The 25237-nt window shown below is 58.3% G+C and carries 20 protein-coding genes; 6 read left to right on the plus strand and 14 right to left on the minus strand.

Translation table 11 applies throughout. The features are described 5' to 3' along the window. Positions 1–383 precede the first annotated feature (383 nt). The 8 genes from BV034_RS30980 to BV034_RS31020 all read right to left on the minus strand — a co-directional run bounded on the left by BV034_RS30980 (position 384) and on the right by BV034_RS31020 (position 7899). On the minus strand, positions 384–1118 hold the full coding sequence (locus BV034_RS30980; protein WP_265593667.1) for an HNH endonuclease: 735 nt from the start codon (positions 1116–1118) through the stop codon (positions 384–386). A gap of 377 nt (positions 1119–1495) precedes the next feature. Then, positions 1496–2137 carry a hypothetical protein gene (locus tag BV034_RS30985; protein ID WP_050030817.1) on the minus strand — a complete coding sequence of 214 codons (642 nt, stop codon included), beginning with the start codon at positions 2135–2137 and terminating at the stop codon, positions 1496–1498. 77 nt (positions 2138–2214) lie between these two features. After that, complete coding sequence (locus BV034_RS30990; RefSeq protein ID WP_050030818.1) at positions 2215–2760, minus strand: hypothetical protein; 546 nt, start codon at positions 2758–2760, stop codon at positions 2215–2217. A 487-nt stretch (positions 2761–3247) separates the two neighbouring features. Next, positions 3248–3472: a hypothetical protein gene (locus BV034_RS31000; protein ID WP_050030820.1), complete on the minus strand. Its 225-nt coding sequence runs from the start codon at positions 3470–3472 to the stop codon at positions 3248–3250. Positions 3473–3632: 160 nt separating this feature from the next. Next, a complete protein-coding gene (locus BV034_RS31005) occupies positions 3633–4481 on the minus strand; it encodes a hypothetical protein (protein ID WP_050030821.1) in 849 nt (282 codons plus the stop codon). Positions 4482–4650: 169 nt separating this feature from the next. Beyond that, complete coding sequence (locus BV034_RS31010; protein WP_050030822.1) at positions 4651–5292, minus strand: hypothetical protein; 642 nt, start codon at positions 5290–5292, stop codon at positions 4651–4653. A gap of 548 nt (positions 5293–5840) precedes the next feature. Next, on the minus strand, positions 5841–7280 hold the full coding sequence (locus BV034_RS31015) for an ATP-binding protein (RefSeq protein WP_009965201.1): 1440 nt from the start codon (positions 7278–7280) through the stop codon (positions 5841–5843). 43 nt (positions 7281–7323) lie between these two features. Further along, complete coding sequence (locus tag BV034_RS31020; protein WP_050030823.1) at positions 7324–7899, minus strand: aminodeoxychorismate/anthranilate synthase component II; 576 nt, start codon at positions 7897–7899, stop codon at positions 7324–7326. A 292-nt stretch (positions 7900–8191) separates the two neighbouring features. Here BV034_RS31020 and BV034_RS31025 point away from each other — a divergent pair, with 292 nt between their 5' ends. Next, on the plus strand, positions 8192–9007 hold the full coding sequence (locus BV034_RS31025) for a hypothetical protein (protein WP_050030824.1): 816 nt from the start codon (positions 8192–8194) through the stop codon (positions 9005–9007). Between the two features lie 87 nt (positions 9008–9094). On the opposite strand, the gene BV034_RS31030 is transcribed toward BV034_RS31025, so the two are convergent. From BV034_RS31030 to BV034_RS31050, 5 genes are read right to left on the minus strand one after another with little or no spacing between them, the layout of a single operon-like run. Beyond that, positions 9095–10390, minus strand: a complete 1296-nt coding sequence (locus tag BV034_RS31030; protein ID WP_050030825.1) for a glycosyltransferase — start codon at positions 10388–10390, stop codon at positions 9095–9097. 48 nt (positions 10391–10438) lie between these two features. After that, on the minus strand, positions 10439–11563 hold the full coding sequence (gene wecB, locus BV034_RS31035; protein ID WP_050030872.1) for a UDP-N-acetylglucosamine 2-epimerase (non-hydrolyzing): 1125 nt from the start codon (positions 11561–11563) through the stop codon (positions 10439–10441). An 8-nt stretch (positions 11564–11571) separates the two neighbouring features. Beyond that, complete coding sequence (locus BV034_RS31040; protein ID WP_081888258.1) at positions 11572–12399, minus strand: sugar nucleotide-binding protein; 828 nt, start codon at positions 12397–12399, stop codon at positions 11572–11574. Between the two features lie 33 nt (positions 12400–12432). Further along, on the minus strand, positions 12433–13479 hold the full coding sequence (locus BV034_RS31045; RefSeq protein WP_050030827.1) for a polysaccharide biosynthesis protein: 1047 nt from the start codon (positions 13477–13479) through the stop codon (positions 12433–12435). Between the two features lie 55 nt (positions 13480–13534). Next, the gene (locus BV034_RS31050; protein WP_050030828.1) at positions 13535–15268 is read right to left on the minus strand and encodes a methyltransferase domain-containing protein; all 1734 of its coding nucleotides are present in this window, start codon (positions 15266–15268) and stop codon (positions 13535–13537) included. Positions 15269–15687: 419 nt separating this feature from the next. On the opposite strand from BV034_RS31050, the gene BV034_RS31055 reads away from it, so the two are divergent. The 4 genes from BV034_RS31055 (at position 15688) to BV034_RS31070 (ending at position 20091) form a co-directional block, all read left to right on the plus strand. Then, positions 15688–16125, plus strand: coding sequence for a hypothetical protein (locus BV034_RS31055; protein WP_265593668.1), 438 nt, complete (start codon positions 15688–15690; stop codon positions 16123–16125). 215 nt (positions 16126–16340) lie between these two features. Further along, positions 16341–17036 carry a MotA/TolQ/ExbB proton channel family protein gene (locus BV034_RS31060; protein ID WP_050030830.1) on the plus strand — a complete coding sequence of 232 codons (696 nt, stop codon included), beginning with the start codon at positions 16341–16343 and terminating at the stop codon, positions 17034–17036. 44 nt (positions 17037–17080) lie between these two features. Further along, positions 17081–17482 (plus strand): biopolymer transporter ExbD, encoded by a 402-nt coding sequence (locus BV034_RS31065; RefSeq protein ID WP_050030831.1) that lies wholly within the window; start codon positions 17081–17083, stop codon positions 17480–17482. Positions 17483–17562: 80 nt separating this feature from the next. Continuing rightward, positions 17563–20091 (plus strand): helicase-related protein, encoded by a 2529-nt coding sequence (locus tag BV034_RS31070; protein WP_265593669.1) that lies wholly within the window; start codon positions 17563–17565, stop codon positions 20089–20091. Between the two features lie 1229 nt (positions 20092–21320). Here BV034_RS31070 and carB read toward each other — a convergent pair. After that, positions 21321–24590, minus strand: coding sequence for a carbamoyl-phosphate synthase large subunit (carB, locus tag BV034_RS31075; protein WP_050030833.1), 3270 nt, complete (start codon positions 24588–24590; stop codon positions 21321–21323). A gap of 292 nt (positions 24591–24882) precedes the next feature. Here carB and BV034_RS31080 point away from each other — a divergent pair, with 292 nt between their 5' ends. Further along, entirely contained in the window at positions 24883–25143 is a 261-nt protein-coding gene (locus tag BV034_RS31080) for a hypothetical protein (RefSeq protein WP_009965210.1), read from the plus strand. Positions 25144–25237 lie beyond the last annotated feature (94 nt).

Genomic DNA, 25237 nt, shown 5'->3' on the forward strand with positions numbered 1-25237 from the left:
CATTGGTTTTAGAGGTCCGAGCGGACCGTTTCTAATCTCGCGTGACCACGCACAACCCTCAGCGTAGTGCAACTTCATGGTCTTGTTTGGAATATCGATGCACAGCCAATGCGGCAGCGAACGTTGCTCAATCATGGTGATTCCCTTCGTGGACTAACGCTCAGGTGATGACCCCCACTAGCGGGGGGCAATGTCGAACGCGCGGTTAAGGTTGGAATTAAGTGGCAGTATCGAGAACAGAAAGTCTAGCGAGGTTGCCATCCACGGCTTGTTCTCCGTTAGTTTTCGGGATTCAAATTGAAGGGACTAGTGAAAATTTCGCCGCCGCAACAGCCTGCCTTGTTGCACGTCCGGTCAGGCGTTATGATGAATGCCTTGTTCCTCTAGCGGATTATCAAAAGGCGGCGGAGATCTCGAATCATTCGCTCATAGACTTCAAATGCCTTGGTAGACAAATGATTCAACTTATTCATGCAGTCGAAGAATTGCTGGCGAATTTCAGGATTCCCACTTTGCATCCATTCTTTCGGAATTGGGTAAAAATCAGGGTTATGATCGAGCGGCGAAATCTGAGCAAAGTCATCATTTTTCCAGAACGCCCTGTAAGCATGAAAAAACTCGGCGCGATAGCCTTCGCAGGTTGGATCCAGGAACTCTGAGTCGAGCCTCTCGAGAAATCGATCAATCGAATAGACCCTATCTAGGGTTGCAGAGCTGATGGGCTGCCCCCAACACTGCTCTTTCAGGAGCTGGCGCGCCAGGCTCTCAGGGATCTCCTCCTTTAACCTCTCGAAAAGGTCTCTGTCGACAGCCCGCCGCTCATTGTCAAATATCGCTAGAGTGGTGTCAGAAACACGCCGGAACCAACGATCGCGATGCGATCGAAGTTCGCTTGCGCGAAAGCTTGTTCCTTTCGGATGTCGATGGTTGTAGTGCTGCACTTCAGCATGGCAATCAAAGCACAACGGCATGCAATTGGCCAGAGAGTCATCGCCACCTCCTGATTCGGGTTCGATATGGTGACATTCGATCTTGGTTCCTACAAATCGGTGACACAAGCAGCAGTGGCGTCCGCACGCGACGAGCGCCTCCTCTCTGACCATTTGGGAAAATGCCATGTTGGAATGTTTAATACTAAAAACACAAACCATCCGCAATTACACAGAAAAAAACTGCATGATAGCATCGAAAATTGAAACCTAGTCCCAATTCGGAAGCACTGGGGCATGCAGGAAAGATGCAATTGGGGCGAGGCATCGCGCGCCGATGCGGGAACCGCACGTCAATGCGAGCAACTTTTGGCAGAGGCTGCAGCAACTCCGGAATAGCCTGTCTTATCGCACTCCGGTCTTATCGCACTACTACCAACATTGGGCTGATCACTTTTATTCGAGAAGTTTGATGAGACGTTTCCATTTTGGGTGTGGAGGTGTTCTCTTGGCCCAACCTGCTAAGCTGCACCGATCGCCGGGGCGGGGAACTCCGCAACGGCCTGTCATGTCGCACTTCCGGCGGCATGGTGTGGCCAGACACTAACGGGCCGAGTTTGCAGGTCAGTGAACCAGATCTCGGCGAAGGGGTGTGCGGACGTCATACTGAGCGATTGTCGGGCTAGCTGGAGGCCATTGGACACCTGCAACCTACCTTCGCTCATGTACTCAGTAAGGTATTGCACCGTCGTGAAGACGACGAGCCAAAGGGATGATCCACTGGGCTTCGCGTACTGCTTTGCGAGCTTTGCTTTAATAACGTTCCCAAGTGCTTGATCACGGACTTCCTCATCAATACGCCTAGGTATGCCGCCAGATTTGTCATGGACGGCGCAAGCCCACTTACCTGCTCTGTACTCTTGCTCGGACATTGCAAACGTGTAAGTGCGATCAACCAATTCGGTCAGTTGGAGATGTACACGTGATCCCGCTACGAATGCAGAAAAATCGTGGTCGTTCTCTGGCAATTGCGTCAGTTCCGTGATTTGCCGCGACGGGAAAGCTTCGTTGAACTTGTGCACGAAACGTGTTGCGGCCTCGGTCTCCTGAGTGGCCTTGTCGTCCGAGAGTTGAGAAATCTCGCGGCGTATCCGGCCGTCCTTGGCGAACGCGATGTGACCGAACGGGGTTGTTGGCTTCTTCGGCATGAGGTGAAATTTGAGTTCAGACGCCTAACGTCTAAGCTGCGCTTTGTTCGCCCTTGGTGATTCAGTGGTCCTGGAGGTCATGGTCTGATCCCCAGTAACTTGAGTGACGCTGTGACGTGACTTGAATCGGCATCGCCGGCAAGTCCTGACTGCAAAAGTAATCGAGCAGTCCCTTCTAGCGGCGAATCCGCAGTCAACAAGCGACTCGGCTCACGATAAGTTGAAAACCAAGGTTCGCCCTGTTCGGTAACGAAGCGGAAAAGGTCATCAATGCACCGGTCAAACATATCCCCACTCTTGGCGTTGAAGCTGTGATGATAACGCCCCTCTCTCATCCGTGTCGGATCACTCATCGGGCCGTTCAGGGCAACCCCCTCAAAAGTGTCGTTCAGAACTCGAATGGCAAAGTGCACCCTGAAAGACACCTTAAAGTTGATGGGGCCTCCGTAGCTGCTGCCGCTACGATGAAGATGGATGACATCCACCGTGTGCTCGCGCCTCCGAGTCCCGAACCTCTTCTTCGAACGTGAGAAACCCGAGGCGGCAATTCGCATCGCGAACCGTCGGCAAGCATCTTCCTGCTTCTCACGGACTATCTTGGTGGTTTCTGGCCCGGCGAGCATGGGGTGTTGAGTTGGGCGAACGTCAAAGAGTTAGATAAGGCACTTTGTCAGGTTCAGTTTTCATTTTCGATGCCTTCGCTAAACGAACACCATCGCCCCCAGCAATTTGGCGGCAGCGGCCATTTTCCGTATAGCCCAACTGTAGCGAATTCGCAATAGCCTGTCTTGTGGTATCCCTCTCCTACGCCTGACCGGGGGCGAGGCTTCGACTGCGAGTTGAGGTTGTAGCGGTCATGGCGGATGGAACTGGAAGCGGGTCAGGCGTTAGGAGGAACGTCTTGTTCGGCTTGGACTATTGCTCCTCGCACCATAACGGAAAATGGTCATCAAGAGCCTTCCGGAATCTATATTCAAATTCACTACGCACTTCTTCCATCTTGTGAGGACCACCTTCACAAAATTCCATGAACGAAAGCAAGGCGATCAAATCCATCTCGGTGAACCGAAATGCAACGGTATCTTCGGGTGTAGTTTCCATGACGTAAGATCAGAGAGTCCAAAACTGGTAGCGGTTGTCGTCATTGGAAACAACTTGGATCTCAATCCCCAGCTCCGGAATCTTATAGCGACCATGAGGCAGTGTGTTTCCGCTATTCAGATCTAGGTTGGAATGATTCATGGTGGAAGCATTCAGACGAACCGAACTTGCCGTGTAACGATTCCTATCCGTGGTGTCAGCCGGTATCAACGTAAAGATGGTGATCTTGTTCATGTGAATCTTCTTCCGAAGGTCTAAGCTGTGCCGACCGTCGGGGCGAGGGCAAGCGTGGAGACGGGATGGCGGGTTAATGTTTCGGAAAGTGTAGATGACAGAGCAGCCCCGGCGGCTGGCACCAGCGCTTTGTTCGTCCTTCTTGGTTCGCTGTGGTTGGTCATTGCCGTGGTTGTGTTTCTGTGTCGAGCCTCTGCACCAACTCGGTGAATACATAGTGCACAAACTGGCTACCAAGTCCGGTAAGCTCGTAAGCCTCCTCGTCATCGAAAGCCGACTTCATGGTGGTGCTGGCCGTAGTGCCTGGCGCCTTCTTCGGACGAGTCTTCTTGATGTAGTTCCCGTAGTAGTCTGTCTCTCGGTGCTGTCGAATGATGCCTCCCTGTGACAAGTCTCTGATGAGTAACTTAAACAAGTCGGCCTCAGCAGAGTCCTCTCTCGGGATGGGGCCTCTGACTTGTGTCCAAATTTCGTAGCGGGTGGAGCCCGGCCTCCGATAGATCTCGCGGATCACGAGAAAATGGGCCTCGTGAAATGTGTCGAGCCAGTCGAGGAATAAACGAACGATGTCATCCTCGGTCAAGCTAGTCGCTGCGGCGTTTGCCAGCAGCTTGCATACGTAGTTGCGCTTCTCGGCGGTATCAGCCTGATCGTAAACTCTAAACGCCTTCCGAACGAGAGCCATGTATCCATCACTCTCCACTCGATCTGCAACTGAATCGCCAAGAGTCTCCAATCGGGCAGTCAATGCTGCCAAATCTTCACCCAACGTCTGAAGCCGCTTCTCGTGCTCGGCCATCCACTCCTTATTGAGGCGATTTACCTCTAGCTGGCCGCTCTCCTCGTTATAGGCTATTCGTGCTGCCAAGAAGCCGCCAATCCAAGGGATAGCACTCAATGCAGCCGAAATCAGTTTCCTCGCCACTCGCTGCCTGCGAGTAGGCTCAAGAGCTTCGAGCTTCCGCATGAGCTCGTTCTCAGCTAGTTGAATCGAACTATTCTCTGGCATGAAGTGGCGCTGCAAAGTTGGACGAACGTCTAAGCTGTGCCGACCGCCGGGGCGGGGTGGCGCATCAAGACGGGATGGCGGGTTAAAATTACGGAAGACATATCCGACACAGCAGCCCCGGCGGTTGGCACCAGCACCTTGTTCAGCCTTAGTTGTGTGTGATGGCTGCTCATGATGGTTGCTTCGTGCCTCCTTCTGCGATTACACCGAGCAACTGCTGTAGGAGCTGCGCGCTCTCAGGGCGGCTGTCTGCGTGAGCATGGTAGCTCTGCTGATCGGGACTCCAGTCAAAATAGAGTCCAGTTTGTGGCTGTGCCAGCTCGGCTGCTCGCGTCTCGGTGATCGTTAGTGGAATCGTAATCAACTCGGTAGCAGCGCCATCACCGACGAGCTTAGCGAACAAGGTCAGTCTGTATGCCCCTGCCAAGAAACCAAAACTCGCTCCGTCCTCCGGCTGTAGAAAGTGATGGTCCAGGGCCACTCCCTCCTGCGGCACGTATAGCCCACTCCCCCGCTTCAACTCGGATCTCTCTCCATAAACCCATATGTTGAAGTTCTGCTTCGTGTCATTGCGGTGCAGTGCAATGTGGAGACTCTCGATCACCATGCCGCGTTTAGCGGTGGAATAGAGTAGTGTGCGAAGATAAATCTTATTCTTCCGACCGTCGAACCGAGGGCCGTCAGGCCCCATGAAAATCAATGTCGGCTGTGTCATCCGAAGACTACCACGGCGGAAAAAGGTGAACCAAGCAGTCAAGCCTGACACGATCAGCGAGAGAAAGGCGACAACTGGTGCGATCCAAGGCGGCATTGGGCGAGCGGCGTCGTAGTTGGCCGAACATACAGATAGTCTGCAAAAGTACAGGCAAAATCAACTTCACTATAGGCTAAAAATCTGTAGCCTAGTCCCGAATCGCCAACGCTCTGCATGCAAGGAAAGGTGCAAAATGGTGTATTATCCCGCTCAACTGCATGAATATCGCTCACTTGAGAGCGATATCCTGTAGAGGTAGAGCTCGAGATTAGTTTGTACTCACGGGGCCACCTTTTAAAGTTTACCCCATGAAACTAGAGGAGCAATTGTGAGGAGAGATTCCAAAACATCACTCTTCCGTCCGCACTGAGGATGCTTACGTCCTCTGGTACCGGCAGCGCGTTCGTTATCATAAACTCATGCACCCAGAGACCATGGGCGCAGCGGAAGTTTAGGCGTTCCTCACGCATCTGACTGCGAGTCGTAACGTGTTCGACTCGCCGCAAAACTGGGAAACACACAATCCTTCGAAGTGGAACGACACCACCACTGAACCGGCGGGACGCCGGTACCACGCACCGGCTGGAAGCCGGTGTCACTTGGGATCACCCCTGCTGCTTCGCCGCCGAAGTCGCCTGCATGAACTTCCGAACCTCGTGGTAGAGGGCGTCCTGCTGGGCGGCTGGGGTCTGCTGCTTCACGCCGTCCAGCCACGCCTGGGTGGTAGGGGTGTGGGCTTGGGAGACCTGCTGGAGCAGTTCCATGGTGATGGGCACCGTCTTGCCAGCGTGCAAAGCATCAGCCAGGGCCAGCTCAGCGGCACGATCAAAGACCCAGCGCAGGTCCGCTCCGGAGAATCCGGCAGTGGTGGCCACGAGCTGTTCATGATCGAGCTTGGCAATGGGCTTGTCCTTGGCGAGCAGGCGGATGATCTGATGCCGGGCGGCATCGTCCGGCGGGGGCACGAAAATGGCCTGGTCAAAGCGGCCAGGGCGACGCAGGGCGGGATCCAGCTGCCAGGGTGAATTGGTGGCACCAATCACCAGGATCCGCTGGTTGTCACTGCGCAGGCCGTCGAGCTCGCTCAGGAACTGGTTCACCACGTTGCGCATCTGCGTGTCACGGACATGACGGCGATCCGGTGCCAGGCTGTCCAGTTCGTCGAACACGAGCACGCAGGGCGTGTTGGCCCGGGCGGTCTCAAAGATCTGGTGCAGGTTGCGCTCGATGCTGCCGTAGTACGGGTCGAAGACCTCGTGCAGGCCAATGGCGAAGTAGTTGCACGAGACCTCCCCTGCCGTGGCCCGGAGGATGGTGGTCTTGCCGCAGCCAGGAGGGCCGTAGAGCAAGATGCCACCGCCGGACTTGCGGCCGTAGGCCTTGTAAAGGTCCGGGTGCTGGAGCGGGTAGATGATTTTGAGACGGATCTCCTCCTTGAGGGCTTCCATCCCGCCGACATCGGCAAAGGTCACGCGGAAGCGCTCGCCGTCGCCGGGGGCGAAGAAGGTCTCGGGCCGCCATTCATAACCGGCAGGCTCATCAAAGGGATCGTCAAAGAACTCCTGAGGCAGCTCGCTGCCAATCTCATCGTCGTCCGGCAATTCCAGCGGGCTGGAATTGCGCTCCCGGCCCAGTTGGGGCGTCGGCTTGGACACGCGTCCCAGATCCGCCTCCAGCGCGGCATCCGCGGCTGAGGAGTCGATTTCCTGGGCACGTTTGTAATGCTCCAGCGCCTTGGAGCGCTGGTTCTCCGTGAGATGGATGCGGGACAGGAGCAGGTGGGCACCCGCATTCTGCGGATGCTTTTGCAGCACCCGTTCCGCCCGGACGGCGGCACCGCTGGTGTCGCCCTGGAGGACAAGCACCCGGGCCAGGCTCAGCTGAGCCTCGGCATGGTCTGGCTCCAAAGCCAGCAACCGGCCCAGGATTTCCTGAGCCTCTTCCAGGTGGAGCTCATCCAGGCAAGCGTGACCGTACAACAGCAGGAGAGCCGTGTTGTCCGGCGCTTGCGTGAGTGCTTCGCGAAGGGTTTGGAGTCGAGACATGGCAAGAAGCCCGTGTGCGGCTGGACTAGCAACTAAAGTGCCGCTACGAGCGCATTTCCAGAAAATTCTTCAAGAGTCGTTTCCCATCCTGGGTGAGGATGCTTTCCGGGTGGAACTGGACCCCATGGATCGGCAGTTCCTTGTGGCGAACCCCCATGATTTCCGTGTCGTCATCAGACGCCACCGCCGTCACTTCCAGACAATCAGGAAGGCTCTGACGCTCAATGATCAAGGAATGGTAGCGGGTGGCTTCAAAGTCCTCCGGCATCCCAGAAAATACGGACTGGTTCGTGTGGTGGATGCGGGAGGTCTTCCCGTGCATGAGCCGGGGGGCGCGAATCACGTTCCCACCGAAAACGTCACCGATGCACTGGTGGCCCAGGCATACCCCCAAAAGAGGGGTCCGGCTGCCAAAGCGGCGGATCACCTCATTGCTGATCCCGGCCTCCTTGGGCGTGCAGGGCCCGGGCGAAATGCAGATGTGATCGGGGTTCAGCCCCTCGATCTCCTCCAGCGTGACCTTGTCATTGCGACGGATCTCCATGGTCGCCCCCATCTCGCCAAAGTACTGGACCAAGTTGTAGGTGAAGGAGTCGTAGTTGTCGATAATCAGCAGCATGGATGGAGCCTCTAGAGAAGCAATGTAATGCACGTAACGCCGCTGGCAAACGGCTTGGACGCTTCCCTGCGTCTTGGGGGAGTCCTCAAACCCAGAATGCGCCATTTTACCCTTTCCCCAAGCGACCTTACCAGGAGGGTGGTGCCGACTTTTGTTCCAGTAATGCGTTGCACCTTCTTGCCACTTTTTCACCTGCCGCTCACCTTCCTTGTTGAGCAACCTGACATCGGCTGAATCGTGTCCGGGACAGGACCAAGCCCAACTTTCCCCAACTCCCACGCAAAGACAGCCAATGCCCCCCATTTCCCTGGTGCTGGTGAACTCCAAAATCAAGGTGTCCGAGAGGCCCTTCTCCTACACGCCGAATCGCAGCATCTACCCTACCGAGCAGAGGTACGAGCAAACCCTGGCGACCATCCGGTCGGTGCGGGACAAGATCCCCCAGTCGTACGTCATCTTTGTGGACAACTCCGAGCTCCCTCCGGACATGATCGAAGGGCTGCGCGCCTCCGTGGATCTGCTGATCAATCCCACCGACGACAGCACCCTGAACGCAGATACCGATACCAACCCCACGAAGGCGGTGGGAGAGCTCGCGCAAGTCCGGGTGGGCTTGCAGGCCATCGACCAGCTCGATTTCCAGTGGAAACACCTCTTCAAGATCTGCGGTCGCTACGTACTCAACGACTCGTTTGAGTACCCCCAGTTCGACAACGCGCACAACATTTTCAAGGTCAACCAGCCGCTGACCAAGTACAAAACCGACACTGCACCTGCCACTGCGCCTGTTGACTTGCCACCGCAGCCCCCCTCCACTCCCTTCCAGACCGTCATGCGTTGGTTCAAGGGGCCACCACCTCCTCCGCCCCAGCCGGCACCCCGAAACACCACCTGCTACTGGACGAGCTTCTACAAAATCTCCCGCGAACACTACGCCGAGTACAAAAAGGCTGTCTCGACCTCCTACGATCTCTTCAAAACGGATCCCGCATACTTCAACGAGCCCCTGGAGCTGATCTTCTGTGAGCGAGTTCAACCCAAGCTGGAGGTGGATCGCCTGGGGCTCACCATCAACGCCGCGGTGGAAAACTGGATCGAGGACATCTGACCCTGTCAGGCAACCAACTCTGGGGCTGACAAGCCGGGCGGTGCTCCTGGCAGCTACCCACAAACTCGCGCGAAGGGGCTCCTTCCCCTAGGTCACGGCGGTGTCTGTCTTCTGGCGCCACAGCTCCGCCAGTTTTTCGGCCTGCGTGTGGTGACTTTCGGCCACGGCACGCCAGCCGGGCAATCCGCGTGTGACCTCCAGTCCGATCAAGGTGGCACCAGAGAGTGCTTTGAGACACTCCTCCACCGCCCGTTCATAGCGACCCCGCTCCTGATAGGAGCTGGTTTTCTCCAGGCTCCTTTCGACCTTTTCCCACGCACGCTTCTGCGGGCTCCGCCACTTCCAACGGCCCAGCAGCGAGTTCCTCACCCCTTGAATCAACTGCTTGGCCCCCTTTAGGCTTTCCTGAAGCACTTCCAAGGTCGCGGCAGCTTCTTCGGAACGCCGGATTTTTGCTTCCTCACGCGCGCGTTGCCGCTCCTCGGCCTCGGTTTTCTCCTTCTCGACCAACTTTGCGTACAGGCCGCCCTTCCCAAGGATCAGCTCATTCAGAGCATCATTGATACGCTCCGCTTCAGCGGAAAACGGATCCCCCCAGCCCGAGGGGTTTGCCCGGCAGGCTGTGGACGGTTGCGTGAGCAGGCGGAACACTTTCTCATTCCTCAGGCTGCGCTCACAGAGGGCGCCATTCCCGGGATTCACATAGTGGTTCTGGTGATAGACGCGCGGCTCATCCACAAACTGGAAGGCGATGCCAGCCATCCGGATCCGGTGAACCAAGTCATCGTCATCGTAGGCCACGCCTTTGGCATAGCGTTCATCGAACCCGCCCAGTCTTTCGAGATCCGTCCGCGTCAGAGCTCCGCAGAAATGAAAGCCCCGCGGATTGATCGTGGAATGATTGTACCAGCCTTCCCCCGCCACGAGATGAGGTGCCACCTCCAGTCTCGGCAGGGAGTCCGCCCATTGCGGCACAGCCTCGGGCGCCAGACGCTGCAAGGCATTCGTGTCAGCCGCGCTCAGGGCATAGCACCCATAGCTGAGGTACACCCCATCCGTCAGATGGGCTCTCACATGGCTGAGGATGTCCCCCACATGCAGGCACTCCGGATTTTGTAGCACCAGGGCATCTCCCTTCGCCTCTTTGATGGCGAGGTTGAACGGCATGCACGGATTGCTGTACCACTTCCGGTCCGGCTCCAGCCGGATCACCCGGAGAAAAGGAAACTCCTGGCTCAGATCTTCGATGCGCTCCTCCGCACGGCTGCCGTCATCCACAGCCACCACCTCGAAATCATGCCCCCTGCCATACCTGGCCAGGCTTTGCAGCGTGCGCAGAAAGAGGGCCCTGCGGTTGTAGTAGGCGGTGACAATGGAAATCATGTTCGCAATCGCAGCCGGGCAAAATCAACGCGCCGGCACTTCACTATTTCATAGACGCTTTTCCTGCCAGACCACCCGCTTCACAAAGTCCGCATAGCCGCAGATGACCTTTGCCACCTTCCAGGAGACCTGGTCCACATCGTAGTCCGGCGGCACCATCGGGGCGATGCCCGCCTCCCGCTGAGCCACCGCGACCGCCACAGCCTGGAGGATCCGCTCCGGGTTCAGGCCACTCATCACCAGCACCCCTCCATCCACGCCCTCCGGTCGCTCATGAGCTTCCCGGACGGTGACGGCTGCGAATCCGGCCAGCGCCGCTTCTTCCGTGATCGTGCCGCTGTCTGAGATCGTGCAATAAGAGGCCTTCTGAAGGGCGACGTAGTCAGGGAACCCAAGCGGCGGCATCGAACGGATCGATGGAGGAAGAATGATCCCCTCGGTCTCCAATCGACGGCGCGTGCGGGGATGAAGCGAGACAATCATCGGGAAGCCTGTTTCCGCAGTGAGCATCTCCAAAGCCTGCACCAGGGATCGCAAGTGCGCCGGATTGTCCACATTCTCTTCCCGGTGGGTGCTGACCACAAAGTACTTTCTTTCCTCCAACCCCAGACGGGGCAGGATGTCAGAAACAGCCACCTTGGCCGCATGAAAGGCAAGCACCTCTTTCATGGGCGACCCCGTTTTGATGACCCGATCCTCCGGCAAGCCCTCTCTCAACAGGTTGCGGCGGGCATGCTCGGTGTAGCAGAGGTTGATGTCGCTGGTGTGATCCACAATGCGACGGTTGATCTCCTCAGGGACACGCGAGTCGAAGCAACGATTGCCCGCCTCCATGTGAAAGATGGGGATCCGCCGCCGCTTCGCCGGAATGACGCACAGCGCACTGTTCGTGTCCCCCAGAACGAGGAGGGCCTCTGGCTGCTCCCGCTCATACACGGCGTCAATCTCGCGAATGACGTTGGCAATGGACTCTGCAGCATTCCGTCCCGCCACCTCCAGCACGACATCCGGACGACGAATCTCAAGCTGGTCAAAGAAGATGCCGTTCAGCTCATAGTCGTAGTTTTGCCCGGTATGCACCAGCACATGATCCGTGAGCTGGTCCAGGACCGGGATCACGCGACTGAGCCGGATGATCTCCGGTCTCGTGCCCACCACGGTCATCACTTTCATTTTCTTCGTCATCGCAGCCCTCCTTCGGGATCAAGTGCAGGGCCAGCCTGCTGCCAGGCTTTCAGTTCCACCAGCTGTTGTTTCAGGGATGAGCGTATCCAGTCCGGTTTCAACGTTCGGTCCACTCGTGTGGAGGTGTCGGCGGGAACCACCGTCGTCTGCCTTTCCCATGCTTCCGCGAACCACTGTAGCAGTTCAAACTTGCTCACGACTTCAGGGGAACCGACCTGGACGAGTCCCTGGCGGCATGGGGCAGTCCCCTGCATCACTTCATCCACGATCTTCGCCCATTCCAGCGTGGTAATCCCATTCCAGAGATGATTGGTGTAGCCAGTCACGCTCCCGCTCTGCCCCAGGAACCACGCGAGCAACCCCTTGCCACCGCCGCCCAATTCCGGACCGACGATGGAGACACGAAGGCAGAGCACCCGTGGATCCAGTGCCACCGTCTCACCCAGCGCTTTGGAGAGGCCGTAGATGCTGTCTGCATCTCGTTCTGCGGTGGTCGCATAGTCTCCCGTCTTGCCGGAGAACACGCAGTCGCTGCTGGCGTGAATGAGCTTTTGTTCTGCTCCCAGAGTTTGCAGCAGATGCAGAGGGAAGAGGGTATTGGCGCGATACATCGTGCCATCGTCGCCTTTTTTCTGCGGGATGGCCCCCAGGGCATTGATCACCCATTCACATCCAGAGTTTCGCACCGCCCGCAGCAAAGGGTCACCCGGCCCGCCCTCATACCGAAGGCCGCTGGTTATCACCTCATACCCGCAGTGAGTCAGGTGGGACACGACGACATGCCCCAGCATTCCACCGTGACCCAATACAAATACGCGCTTCATCTTTCAGTGACGCCGGGTGGTGGTCTCATTCGATCAAACCGCAACTGCGGCCCCTAACTCAGCTTTGATGTAGTCCAGCCCGAGCAGCACTTCCGTCAACTCCTCGTCGGTCAACCGACGCGTGTTCTCTGAGGTGTAGTCGATCGCCTCGGTGACTTTCCGCTCCCCTTTATCCACGTAGTTGGCATAGTTGAGATCCCGGGTGTCCGAGGGGATGCAGTAGTAACCTTCGCGATCATCCGCCCGGACCATTTCCTCACGGGAAAGCAGCGCCTCATGCCGCTTCTCGCCATGCCGCGTGCCAATCACGCGGATCTCTTCCTTCGACTCGAAGATCGATTGCAACACCCGGGCCAGCTGGCCGATCGTCGCTGCCGGCGCCTTATGCACCAGGATGTCCCCACTGTTTCCATACTGGAAGGCGTAGAGAACCAGATCCACCGCATCATCGAGGGACATCATAAACCGGGTCATGCCGGGATCCGTCAGCGTCAAGGATCGCCCCGCCTTGATCTGCTGCACGAACAACGGAATCACCGAGCCCCGCGACGCCATGACATTCCCATAGCGGGTCACGCAGATCGTTGTGCTGCCGGGGGAAAGATTGCGAGACTGCGCCGAGGCCACCTTCTCCATCAGGGCCTTCGTCATGCCCATGGCATTGATGGGATAGACAGCCTTGTCCGTGCTCAGCACGATGACATTGCCCACATTGTTCGCGATGGCGGCCTTTAGAGTGTTTTCAGTGCCGAGCACATTGGTATAGACCGCCTCCATCGGATAGAACTCGCAGGACGGCACCTGCTTGAGGGCCGCAGCACTGAATACCATGTCCACACCACGCATGGCGTCACTGATGCTCCGGATGTCCCGCACGTCTCCAATGTAGAACTTCAAGCGGGAATCACGGAACTCCATCCGCATGTCCTCCTGCTTCTTCTCATCCCGGCTGAAGATCCGGATCTCATCCACCTCTTGAGTCAGAAACCGACGCACGACGGCATTGCCGAAGGAGCCAGTACCGCCGGTGATGAGAACAGTTTTTCCTGGGAACTTGGTAGGCAGGAACGGAGCAGCCATGAATGAGAATATTGCGAAGATGATGGGGAAGCGACAGACAACAAGGTTGCGCCCCTCAAGGAGAGTCCTTCCGGCCTTTGAGAGCCATCATAAGTTTCTTCCAAAGGCGGCGACGCCCCGCTGGGCGAGCCTGTTGCTTGAGCACTGTTTTCTCCAGTTTTCCAGTCACTTTTTCCACCTTCTTCAGGCCGTGGGATACATTTGTCAGCTTCCCTTTAAAGGAATGAGTCAGTCCGTCCAGACGGCGATGCAGTTCCAAAAACTCCTTCTGCACTCTGTCTTCCCACTTTTCCTCCACCGGTGGATCCAATACTGGCATGAATCGGACGGCCGCCTTCTGACGATCTGTTAGACACGAGGAAATAGTTGCACTACGCAACTTCGTCTTGAGGGCGAAAAACGCTCCGAAGGATGGTGTGGGCTCACCTTTCCAATTGTAACGGTGAAAGTCCCTGCACACATGGTGCTGCCAGTCAGCGGGAAAATCCTCCGGCATCCAGCCTGACTGATGGCGGTGCACCGCGGTCCCTGAAAGCCCCCATTCATCATGCGCCTCCTCCGCGCATTCTTGCGGGATGAATCCGAGTGGTGCGAAGATGACGATCTGCACAGCTGCCACCCGTTCCATTTCCCGGATCAGCTCCAGCCCAACCTCTTTCGGAAGATGCTCGATGACATCCAGTAGGAAGATGGAATCAAAGCCTCCATCCGGGAAGGATTTCAGAACTTGAAGGGCGTCCCCCTGAATCACCAGGCAACTCGGCAGGTGGGCATACTGATGACGCAGCAGTTGCACATACTCGTCATGCACATCCACCATGACGTGCAAGGGTGGGCGGAAGAAGGTCATGGGCCTGATGCCACACCCCAGGTCCAGCACCCTGGCGGTGGGCTGGATGAACTTCATCACGTCGTGAAAAAACATATCCCGACGATGTTGGCAGATTGATCGCAGCTCTCCTGCAGCCTCACCGTGCTCGGCCACCGGGTGGAGCGACCGCTGTTTCAGCACATACCGGTTCAGGATGACAGACATGGAGGCACCTTCTCTTCCTCGGCCATTCACGAAATCCTTGCTCAAGGGGTGGCCGTTGAACCAGTGCACGCACATGACCTGATCATGCAGGCTCTCCAGTTTGGTCTCCAACCAGAGGGCCTCCAGGTTGAAGACTGGGTAGGGATAGAAGATGTCGTAAGGCACCCCCACCACATCAGGGTAGCGCTGCTGAACCGCACCCAGGGTCGGGTAGAGACGGTTGAGCAGGGTCACGCCGAACTCCTGGTGGTCCAAGGATCTTCCATCGGCTGAACCGTCTGAACGCTCCTGGCAGATTTTGATCAACTCTGCGTACAATGGATGACCCGGCAAAGACATCATCACTCCGATGTTGTGCCAGCCCGTCGTGTTTTGGGAGAGGCAAACTGTCGCTCCCGCCGTGGCCAGGGCACCGCCCAGGCCTTGCACCTGGCCAAACTCAGACATCGGCTTGATCCAGACCACGTCGAAGTCCGACCACACTCCGCCGTTCCGGTAGAGAAGTTGATAGCGAAGGATATCGGACCGCAAAATATCAGGCAGATGTTCCCCGATGCCGTATTCCGCCAGATCAACGGTCACGATCTGCACATACGGCAGTTCCTTCACCGCCGGGAAATGATCGAATCCCAGGTAGTCAGGGATGTACTTGACGGCCGAGCCACTCTTCGCGGCAGGAACGAAGATGGTAATCTCCCAGTCAGGATTCAGATCATGGAAGGTGGTGACGGTCCTGGTCTGCAACCACGACATGGGTCCATGGTCCCAGTAAAGATAGAGATGCTTGGGTAAATGAGTCACTGGAGAATGGCGCACAGGGGATTTTCGGGGACACAAGATGGCGAAGCGCAAGCGACCCTGTTTTTTTGGGCTCGCCCAAGGAACCAAGACCGGCCCCTGCACCGCCCTGCCAAGCCTTTGTCTTAAGCGGAAACACTATCGGAACTCAAGTGCCAACATGCGGCATTTCGACACACGAAAGTGTACACTTTCGTGATCCCCTTCGCCCACTTGATCCCATGAACAACTCACAGGGAACAGCTTGCGCAGGAACCGCCTCGATTTTCATGCTGCATCCATGGCGTAAACCTTTGGTGGCAAGATCTCCCTCATTTGACACTTGCACATAAACTTAATTCATCCATAATATCAACCACTTCAGGAGAGCCCCCATGCCCCCTGCTCGATCTTCCCAACGCCCGATGGTCTTGCCCCAGACTTCACGTCTGATTGCGGTAACAGGCCGGCTCCAGAATGACCATTTTCATCTGACCACAGATCACCTCTTGCTGGAGGTGGATCGGACCACTCTGAATCTGCAACGAGCCTTCGCAGAAGGGAACGTGGAAGTTCACCTCCACCATGCGCCCCTGGGGCTGGAATACGTCTTCTTCTCCCGCCGCGCCACCTACCATCCCAACGACGGCCAGCTGCACCTAAGTGAGTGGCTGGGCACCCAGCAAAATGGTCGCTACGAACCCTTCCCCGAGCCCCGGCGCGAGTTGGTACTACCGGTGGACGGTACCTTCTTCATGGAGGAGGAACTCCCTCAGGACCTGCGGGAAACAGGCCCCGGCGCCCTCTGTTACGAGGTGCTGGCAACCTTCTAGTTTCTATTGTCCAATGTCGCATGGAATAATAGCCCCAGATTGCGAATTCATGAATTGCCACGGCATGAAAAACGCTTTAAGGTCGGCCCTCGTGGCCGGGTTGCCTCCAACCCGATCCTGAACATCACGGGACCCTGTGATTTGTTCGTCCTTCGGCGGGCATCGCAACGTAAACGAACCACCTTCCAACTCTTCTACCACCTTCCCCGCCGCACATGCCCGACTTACTTTCCAAAGGAGGCCCGCTCGTCTGGTTGCTGCTTTGCTGCTTCGGACTCGCCCTGGCCATCTTTGCAGAGCGTCTCGCGTACTTTCACCGGGCATCGCTAAACGTAGGAGAGTTTCTCGCAGGTCTGGCCAGCCTCATCCGGCGCAAGAATTTCTCTGAAGCCCTCCAGGAGTGCGTCGCTACGCGGGTGCCAGTGGGCCGTGTGCTGCACGCCGCCTTGCTCCGTCACCACGTCCCCCGCGAGCAACTCAAGGAGATCGTCCAGGAAGCGGGCCAGCTGGAAGTGCCCCGACTGGAGCGCTACCTCAGCGTCCTCCACGGCATCGCCCACGCCGCTCCTTTGATCGGCCTGCTCGGCACCATCGCCGGCCTCATGGACACCTTCACGCAGCTCAACAACGTGAACGGCTACGCCACCCCGGCCGATGTCGCCCGCGGCGTTTACCAGAGCCTCATCACCTCCGCCTTGGGTCTGGTGGTGGCTATCCCCAGTTTCCTTTTCTATTCGTTCCTCGCTGCCAAGGCCCGTCACCTGATGCATGATCTTGAGCGCGCGGGCATTGAGGTGGTCAACATCCTGGACGACCACCGTGAACCCGCCCAGAATGCCGACACGGGCGCCCAGATCGTGGAGTTCCGCCAGAGCGACTCCGGCATGCGCAAGATTGGCAAGAACGCCTGAGGCTCCTCCGGTCGTCCGCTGCAAGCCAGTCCGCCCGTCCTGCCATGAAGCTAGAGAGCCATCTGCCCAAACAGACCTTTTGGCTCTACCTGGGGCCGGTGCTGAATGTGCTGCTCATCCTGCTCATTTTCTTCCTGCTGGGCTCTTCGTTCGTCATTCAGAGCGGCGTCAGCGTGAAGCTCCCTGAGAGCGGCTTCCCCCTCCGCGACTTCCACCATCCCCTCGTCGCCACCGTCACGGCCAACTCCGACCAGTTCCTCTATCTGGAAGGCCGCCCCGTCACTCTCTTGGAGATGCGCAAAGGTCTTGAGGAAAAGAAAAAGGAGAGCCGCCAACTCATCATCCATGCCGACGAGATGGCCCCCTTTGGCAGAGTCCAGGAAGTGGCCAACTCCGCGTTGAGCCTGGGTTATGAAGTCGCTTATGCGACGCAACCGGCGAGGTGATCGCAGGGCGAAAGGCGAGACCTCGCGTCGACCCCACGCACTGACTTTACAAAACGAGTGATCTCGTGATGGTCGGGCTCATGCCTGTCAAGCCGTCGTCACAGCTCAGCCTCCGGGACACCCTCTCCCATTTGGACCACATCGCCGCAGCCAAGCTGCTGGGAACAGGCGGCCGGGAACTGCTGATCAAGGGCGGTTCCGTCACGATCGAGGTCACGGAGCAGGTGCATTTCACAGAAGACCACTTCCAGGTGGTGTTTCCTCATCCCGAGAAAGAACCTCTGGTGGTGACGCTGAGCCTGCATCCTGGGGCCAGGCGTCGGCTGCAAATCGCCTGCAGTCATGATGGCGATGAAGCTGATTTTTATAAAGCTGCCACCTTTGCCCTCATCCTGGAAGAAAAGACGTTGCTGGGTCTTGCGGCGGCACCTCCCGATCTTGACATCCCTTGGGAGCTCCTGCCCGCCCACCAGCTGGAGGCGAGAGCCCTGGCCGAAAGGACGAAGCGCGCCGCCGAGGAGAAGATGCGGATCAAAACGGCCGACAAAGCCCAACCTTGGACCGACTACACCGTCACCAACCCCGTCTCCGGCAAATCCTACCGGGTGGGCCTGCGCGGCCTGGGCCGGGGGCAAAGCTACTGCGCCTGCCCCGACTTCCGGAGGAACCGGCTCGGCACCTGCAAGCACGTCATCGCCGTCCACACCTGGGTGGGCAAGAAGTTCGACAGCCGCACGCTCAAGCGGGCCTGGAAGCCCAAAAGCATCAACATCCATGCGCTGTACGATGGAGATCTGCGCCTGGCCGTGGAGCACCCCTCGAACCTGGCCCCATCGGTCGCCGAGCTCCTCGCCCCCTGGGAAAACCGGCAGGCGAAAAGCACGCAGGATATGCTCGCCCTCTTCGAGCTGATCCGGCAGCTCATTCAACTGGATCAGAATCCAGTCATCTACCCAGATGCGGAAGAGATCTTGTCCCGCTCTCTGCACGAACACCGGCTGGCTGGTCTCGTAGAGGAGATTCGCAAGGCCCCGGCAAAGCACCCGCTGCGCACCACCCTCCTCAAGACCGGGCTTCTGCCCTACCAGCTGGATGGCATTGCCTTCGCCGCAGGAAAAGGACGCGCCGTGCTCGCTGATGAAATGGGCCTCGGCAAAACCATTCAGGGCGTCGGGGTCGCCGAATTCCTGGCACGTCACGCGGATGTTCGCCGTGTGCTGGTGGTATGTCCCGCTTCGCTCAAGTCCCAGTGGAAACTGGAAATCGAAAGGTTCTGTGGCCGAAGCGTGCAGATCGTCTCCGGCAAAACCTCCGAGCGCAACGCCCTCTACTCTGGCGTCTTCTCTGTGGTGGAATTTGTCGATGACCGGAGACTGGGGCCCGCCTACCGCTTCTTCCACAGCCACCGGGTGGCCACCGAAACCGGCCGCGTCTCCGGCTACAAGAATCTGGATGCACTGCGTCAACAACTGGAACCCGTGCTGCTCCGCCGCACCCGGGCCAGCATCGCCCTGGACCTGCCTCCGCGGACGACAGAAATCGTCCGCATCCCCGCCACGGAAGAACAGCAGCATCTGCACAATAGCCACATGGTGACGGTGAATGCCATCACTTCGAAGAAGTTCCTCAGTGAGATGGATCTGCTGAGGCTCCAGAAGGCGCTGCTGATGGCAAGGATGAGCGCCAACAGCACCTATCTCGTGGACAAGCAATCGCCGGGATTCTCCAGCAAGCTCGACCGCCTGTCTGAGCTCCTGGAGGCACTGAGTGGCGAGCCCGAGCGGAAGATCATCCTCTTCACGGAGTGGACGACCATGCTTAATCTCATCGAACCGCTCCTGCAGAAGCTCAAGATGGATTTTGTGAGGCTGGACGGCCAGGTAGCCCAGAAGAAGAGGCAGTCTCTGGTGTCAGAATTCCAGAGCAATCCGAAGTGCCGGGTGTTCCTCACCACGAACGCCGGCTCCACCGGTCTCAACCTCCAGGCCGCCGACACCGTGATCAACGTGGACCTGCCCTGGAATCCCGCCTTGCTTGAGCAGCGCATCGCCCGTGCCCATCGCATGGGCCAGAAACGCAAAGTCCAGGTGCACTTGCTGGTGACAGAAGGCACCATTGAGGAGAACCTTCTGGCCACGCTGGGTGCCAAACATGAACTGGCCGCGGCGGTACTGGATCCTGATTCGACCCTGCAGGAGGTGACTCTTTCCTCCGGGATCGAGGAACTCAGAAGACGCTTGGAGATATTGCTGGGTGCCAAAGTCGAAGCAGATCTGGATGTGTCGTCACAGAATCAGGCCGAAGTCGCGGCCGGGATCAGCGAAGGCACAACGCCTCCAGACGCAGAACGCAAAGCCCGCGTCGCCGAGGCTACAGGAACTCTGGTGGCCAGCGCCTTCAGCCTCCTGGGTGAGCTTCTGCCCTCTGGGAAAGTGTCACCTCCTGCGGAATCGGTGAATGCCATCCAGGCAGCCCTGCTGGAGAATGTGGTGCTGGGCGAGGATGGCCAGCCGACGCTGACGCTGAAACTGCCCAACCAGGAAAGCGTCAACGCCATGGCCTCGGCGTTGGCGAGGCTGATGAGCCTTGGGAGCGGCGTGGGGTCGTGATGGTGGGTGGGTCTTGCTTATTTGAGCGAACCATCCTCCGACATCGGAAGCGGGCTTGATGGACCCCGTCGCTGCATCGCTCTCAACATCTGGCGGCGCAGCCGCTTTGGGACTGCGGTGAGAATCACCGCTTTGGCTACGCCTTGTGATATGCAACCTGTTTGCGGCCACCAACGAAGCCCATATCCTCCGTTCACACACACCACTGACAGCCCAACACAGGACCCCTAAAGCGGCGATTCTCGCCGCACTCCTAAAGATGCTTCGCATCCAGGTGGGGGGCGTCAATGGATTGCTTGTTTCCTCGATCTCCCTCCGATGCCGGAGACCTGCGCATCACACCTCCCCAATCTCACGCCAGGGAATGCTTGGATCTTCAGGCCTACCGCTCCGCGGTAGAATGCCTCCACTTGTAGTCCATGGGTTGCACTCGCTCCGCTCGCTTCACCCATGGCTATTCGTGGCGAACCCTCCGGGTTCAGTTTCAAAGCAGGGAGTGTGCACCTGGGTCGCATGCCCGTTCCTGACTATCACTCCAGTATCGCGCTCCGGGGTTTGAGCATTACGCCCATTCACCGAAACCATCGATATGAAGAAACACGAGATGCAAGGCGCAATGGCCGCCCTGAACATGCGCTTTTCCTCGAACCTCCAGGGTTCGCCACATGCGACCAAGCATATCGTGCACTTTCCAAAGATGCCTCCCATCCAACCACAGGGAGTGCCAAAGTTACTTGCACCTCAGTCAACCTCCGACATTGGAAGCTCCCAGAACCACCTTGGCCGCACCATCCCCAACATCTGGCGGCGCAGCCGCTTTGGGACTGCGGTGAGAATCACCGCTTTGGCTACGCCTTGTGATGTTCAACCTGCTGACTGCCACCAACGAAGCCCACTTCCCGGTCATGTCACAACGCCAACAGCCCAACACAGGACTCCCCAAAGCGGCGGTTCCCGCGCGCATCCCAAAGATGCTTTGCATCCAGGTGGAGAGAGAACTGAGATGAGCTTGCTACATCGAACCTGCCTCCGAACCCGGAGGGTTCACCATGCGTAGCCATGGGTGAAACGAGCGGAGCGAGTGCAACCCATGGTTGTCCCGGCGCAGCTGTTACCGCGGAGCGGTAGGCCCATTGCGTCGCCCGCCCCTGACACCCTCACCCCACCCACAAAAAAACCGCCGCCCCGGTTCCCCGGGGCGACGGTTGCAACTCGATTAGGTCACCAGATCAAGCCTTGTGATAATCCTGAAGTGCGCGCACTTCGATGTCAGCCGCCTGGAGGGACTTGATGGCCCGCAGGCTCGCATCGGCGGCACGCACGGTGGTCATGATGGGGATGCGGTTGGCCACAGCGGCGGTGCGGATCTTGATTTCATCGGCACGTGGGCTCTTGCCAGAAGGCGTGTTGATGATGAACTGGATCTGCTTGTTCTTGATGAGGTCCAGCACGTTCGGGCGCTGGCCGCTGGCCAGTTTCGGAAGCACCTTCACCGGAATGCCTTCGGCTTCCAGAAGCTGGGCGGTGCCGGGGGTCGCATAGAGGACGAATCCGAGATCCGAGTAGCCCTTGGAAACAGCAGCCACGCTGGCTTTGTCAGACTCCTTCACGCTGACGAAGATGTTACCTCCCTTGGGCAGAGCGCCGCCGGCGGCCATCTGGCTCTTGGCGAAGGCCATGCCAAAGTCCGGATCGATGCCCATCACCTCGCCGGTGGACTTCATCTCAGGCCCAAGCGTGATGTCCACACCGGGGAATTTGCTGAAGGGGAACACCGCTTCTTTGACGCTGTAGTGGGGAGGAGTCACCTCGGTGGTGAAGCCCAGGTCCTTGAGCTTCTCACCCATCATGATCTTGGCCGCGTACTTGGCAAGCGGTACGCCGATCGCCTTGCTCACGAAGGGAACCGTGCGGCTGGCGCGCGGGTTGACTTCGATCACATACAAATCATCGCCTTTCACAGCGAGCTGCATGTTCATCAGACCGCGCACGTCGAGAGCGCGGGCCAGTTTCTTGGCGGCATCGGTGATGCGAACCTGCATCTCCTGGGTGAGGCTGAAGGGCGGGATCACGCAGGCACTGTCGCCGCTGTGAATTCCCGCTTCTTCAATGTGCTCCATGATAGCACCCACCACGGTGGTCTCGCCATCGCTGATGCAGTCCACGTCCACTTCGGTAGCGTCTTCCAGGAAGTGGTCCACGAGCACCGGGCGCTCAGGGCTGGCCTCCACGGCGTTCTGCATGTAGTGAATGAGCTCCGCGTCGCTGTACACGATCTGCATGGCGCGACCACCCAGCACGAAGGAGGGGCGGACGAGGCTCGGGTAACCAATGCGGGCCGTGATGGCGAGGGCTTCCTCTGTAGAGACCGCCGTGCCGCTGGGGGCCTGGTTCAAGCCCAGCTCATCCAGCAGGGCAGCGAAGAGTTTGCGGTCCTCAGCGAGCTCGATGCTCTTGGGGCTGGTGCCGATGATCGGCACGCCCGCAGCGGCAAGGCCGGCGGCGAGATTCAGCGGCGTCTGACCGCCGAACTGCACGATTACGCCCCAAGGCTTCTCCTGCTCGCAGATGTTCAGCACATCTTCCAGAGTCAGCGGCTCGAAGTAGAGCTTGTCGCTGGTGTCATAGTCCGTGGAAACCGTCTCTGGGTTGGAGTTGACCATGATGGCCTCAAAACCCAGTTCACGGGCAGCGAAGGCGGCATGCACACAACAGTAGTCAAACTCGATGCCCTGCCCGATGCGGTTGGGCCCACCACCAAGGATGAGCACCTTCTTCTTGTCGGAGTCGCGGCGTTCGTTCTCCACGCCATAGGTGGAGTAGTAATACGGCGTGTAGGCCTCGAACTCGGCAGCGCAGGTATCCACCAGACGGTAGGTGGGGATCACACCGTACTTGATGCGACCGGCACGGAGCTGCTGCTCGGTGATGCCATACTGGGTCGCGAGCTGCTTGTCTGAGAAGCCCTGCTTCTTCATCTTCAACATCGAGGCGCGCAGCACGGCGGCCTTGCGCTCCTCAGTGAGTTCCGCTGCCGGAATCTGGCTGAACAGATGCTCGGAGGTATTCACCGAGATCTGCTGCGTCGCGTGCACAATTTCCTGAATCTGCCGGAGGAACCAGCGGTCGATCTGGGTGAGCGAGAACACTTTCTCAACATCCCAGCCGCGGTCGAAGGCCTGGGCGAGGAAGAAGATGCGCTCCGCATTCGGAACCGTGAGCTTCGTAGTGAGCGTTTCGTCATCCACTTCCCTGTCCGCGCCGTCACCGAGCAGGCCGAAGCGTTTGATCTCCAGGGAGCGCAACGCCTTCTGGAGGCTTTCCTTGAAAGTACGGCCAATGGCCATCGCCTCACCCACAGACTTCATCTGTGTGGTCAGCGTGGTGTCAGCACCGGGGAATTTCTCAAACGTAAACCGCGGCACTTTGGTCACCACGTAGTCGATGGTGGGCTCGAAGCTGGCGGGGGTCTCACGGGTGATGTCATTCTTCAACTCGTCCAGCGTGTAGCCCACGGCCAGCTTGGCGGCGATCTTGGCGATCGGGAATCCGGTCGCCTTGGAGGCCAGGGCGGAGCTGCGGCTCACGCGCGGGTTCATCTCAATCACGATCATGCGGCCCGTGGTGGGGTGCACGGCGAACTGGATGTTGGAACCACCCGTCTCCACACCGATCTCGCGAATGCAGGCAAAGCTGGCATCCCGCATGATCTGGTACTCACGGTCCGTGAGGGTCTGGATGGGAGCCACCGTGATGGAGTCACCCGTGTGCACGCCCATGGGGTCCAGGTTCTCAATGGAGCAGATGACCACGCAGTTGTCCGCGCGGTCACGCATCACTTCCATTTCGAACTCCTTCCAACCGAGGAGCGATTCCTCGATCAGCACCTCGTTGACCGGAGACATGTCGATGCCGCGGGCCACAATGGTCTCAAACTCCTCGCGGTTGTACGCGATGCCGCCGCCGCTGCCGCCGAGCGTGAAAGCGGGGCGGATGATGAGCGGGTAGGTGCCAATCTCTTCGGCGATGATAGCGGCCTCCTCCATCTTGTGGGCCACGCCTGACTGGGGCAGGTCCAGTCCGATCTTGAGCATCGCGTTCTTGAAGAGCAGACGGTCTTCGCCCTTCTCAATGGCGTCAGCCTTCGCCCCGATCATGCGCACGTTGTACTTCTCCAGCACGCCGCTTTTGAAAAGGGACATGGCCGTGTTCAGAGCCGTCTGCCCACCCAGGGTGGGCAGCAGCGCATCGGGACGCTCCTTGGCGATGATCTTCTCCACCACCTCTGGGGTGATCGGCTCCACGTAGGTGCGGGCCGCGAACTCCGGGTCGGTCATGATCGTGGCCGGGTTGGAGTTTACGAGCACCACCTCGTACCCCTCCTCCCTCAGCGCCTTGCAGGCCTGGACGCCGGAATAGTCAAACTCACAACCCTGACCAATGACGATAGGGCCGGAGCCGATCAGGAGAATCTTGTGGATACTAGTGTCTTTGGGCATGGGAAGGAGGACGGGACGCGGGCAAAAATGGTGGTTTACATGGCACGCCCGAGGGGTGGTGTAAAGGGGAGAGACGAGGCAAGAGGCCACAAGCTCCCTCGCTCGGGCTCCACAGGCCGCAACAGAACGGGAAGAAGAGGCCCCGTCACCCCGGCGGTGACGATAAAATCACATGGGGGCGGACAGCGATGCCGCAAGGGGTGAATGCCCCATCGCTTTTTCACAGATTCCCGCCAGCGGGCTGGACAAAATCCCCCGCCCTCCCCTAGACTCCAAATTAACCGCTGCCTCTATGACTGAACTTCTTGTGTATGCCCCAGGTCTCCGTGATGAGGAAAAAGTCCTCCAACTGGGCCACCAGATGGACATGCTGCCCGCCCGCTACAAGCTCGATGCGCCGCATGACATGGTGTACTTCGAGATTGATGACCCCAACCGGGTCACGCTGAAGCAGTTCAGCGACCTTTTCGAAAACATTGGCCTCCAGGCCCGCTTCGTCGGCCAGATTCCCACGAACCTGCGCCGTGGCGATGTCACGGATCGGCTGGTTTGAGAGCCACGGACTCACCAAAAGGTTAGGAAAGACCATCTTGAGGCCGCCCACTGCCTCAGACAGACAGAGAACGTTCATTGCGCTGCGCCCATGA

The sequence above is a fragment of the Verrucomicrobium sp. BvORR034 genome, assembly GCF_000739635.1.
GTDB lineage: Bacteria > Verrucomicrobiota > Verrucomicrobiia > Verrucomicrobiales > Verrucomicrobiaceae > Verrucomicrobium.